Here is a 1767-nt window from a genome sequence, read left to right as displayed (position 1 = left end):
CGGCGCGTCCGACTGCACCAGCGGCACGGCCTGACGTTGCATGTTGGCGCCCATCAGCGCGCGGTTGGCGTCGTCGTTTTCCAGGAAGGGGATCAGGGCCGCGGCGACCGAAACGACCTGTTTCGGCGACACGTCCATCATGTCCACGGCGTCCTTGTTCAGGAGCTGGGATTCGCCGTTGATCCGACCGGGGACCAGATCCTCGACGATCTGGCCGTCCTTCAGTTCGATGTTGGCCTGGGCGATCGTGTACTTCGACTCTTCCATGGCCGAGATGTAGACCACCTCGCCCTGGGCCTGGCCGTCCTTGACGCGACGGTAGGGGCTTTCGATGAAGCCGTACTTGTTCACCCGCGCGTGGGTGGCCAGCGAGTTGATCAGGCCGATGTTCGGGCCTTCCGGCGTCTCGATCGGGCAGATGCGGCCATAGTGGGTCGGGTGGACGTCGCGGACTTCGAAGCCCGCGCGCTCGCGCGTCAAACCGCCCGGCCCAAGCGCCGACAGGCGACGCTTGTGGGTGATTTCCGACAGCGGGTTCGTCTGGTCCATGAACTGCGACAGCTGCGACGAACCGAAGAACTCGCGAACCGCGGCGGCGGCCGGCTTGGCGTTGATCAGGTCGTGCGGCATGACCGTGTCGATATCGACCGACGACATGCGCTCCTTGATGGCGCGCTCCATCCGCAGCAGGCCGACGCGGTACTGGTTCTCCAGCAGTTCGCCGACCGAGCGGACCCGGCGGTTGCCCAGGTTGTCGATGTCGTCGATCTCGCCCCGGCCGTCCTTCAGGCCGACCAGGATCTGCAGCACCTTCAGCACGTCCTCCTTGCGCAGGACGCGGATCTCGTCGGAGACCTCGGGGGTTTCCAGGCGCATGTTCATCTTGACCCGGCCGACGGCCGACAGGTCGTAGCGTTCGCTGTCGAAGAACAGCGAGTTGAACATGGCCTCGGCGGCTTCGGGGGTGGGCGGCTCGCCCGGACGCATCACGCGATAGACGTCGAACAGGGCGTCCTCGCGGTTGTCGTTCTTGTCGATGCGCAGGGTGTTGCGCATATAGGCGCCGACCGTGACGTGGTCGATGTCCAGCACCTCGATGGTGGTGAAGCCGTTCTGCTCCAGCACTTCGATGGTCGGGGCGTCCAGTTCGTCGCCGGCCTCGGCGAAGATTTCGCCGGTCTCGAAGTTCACCGCGTCATTGGCCAGATACTTCGTCAGCAGGGCGTCGGCGGCCAGCGACAGCGAGGTCGTGGTGTCGCCCAGCTTCTTGGCGGCGCGCGCGCTGATCTTCTGGCCGGCCTGGGCGATCACTTCGCCGGTGTCGGCGTCGACCAGGTCGAACTCGGGCTTCACCCCGCGCCAGCGCTCGGCCTTGTAAGGCGTGACCCAGCCCTCGCCGCGCTTTTCATACGGCACGGTCTCGTAGAAGGTCTTCAGGATTTCCTCGCCGTCCATGCCCAGACCCATCAGGAAGGTCGTGGCCGGCAGCTTGCGGCGGCGGTCGATGCGGACATAGACCACGTCCTTGGCGTCGAACTCGAAGTCCAGCCAGGACCCGCGATAGGGGATCACGCGGGCGGCGAACAGCAGCTTGCCCGAAGAGTGCGTCTTGCCCTTGTCGTGGTCGAAGAAGACGCCCGGCGAACGGTGCATCTGCGACACGATCACGCGCTCGGTGCCGTTGACGATGAAGGTGCCCTTGTCCGTCATGAGCGGGATGTCGCCCATGTAGACGTCCTGCTCCTTGATGTCCTTGACCGAACGGGC

The 1767-nt window shown here is 65.2% G+C and carries 1 protein-coding gene; it reads right to left on the bottom strand.

All coding sequences use genetic code 11. The features are described 5' to 3' along the window. On the bottom strand, positions 1-1767 hold a 1767-nt coding region (rpoB, locus tag DI624_RS16005; RefSeq protein WP_291540545.1), incomplete at both ends, for a DNA-directed RNA polymerase subunit beta.

The organism is Brevundimonas sp., assembly GCF_003248455.1.
GTDB lineage: Bacteria > Pseudomonadota > Alphaproteobacteria > Caulobacterales > Caulobacteraceae > Brevundimonas.
The sequence above is the reverse complement of the archived record's forward strand: the minus strand, read 5'-3'. Positions and strand labels throughout refer to the sequence as shown.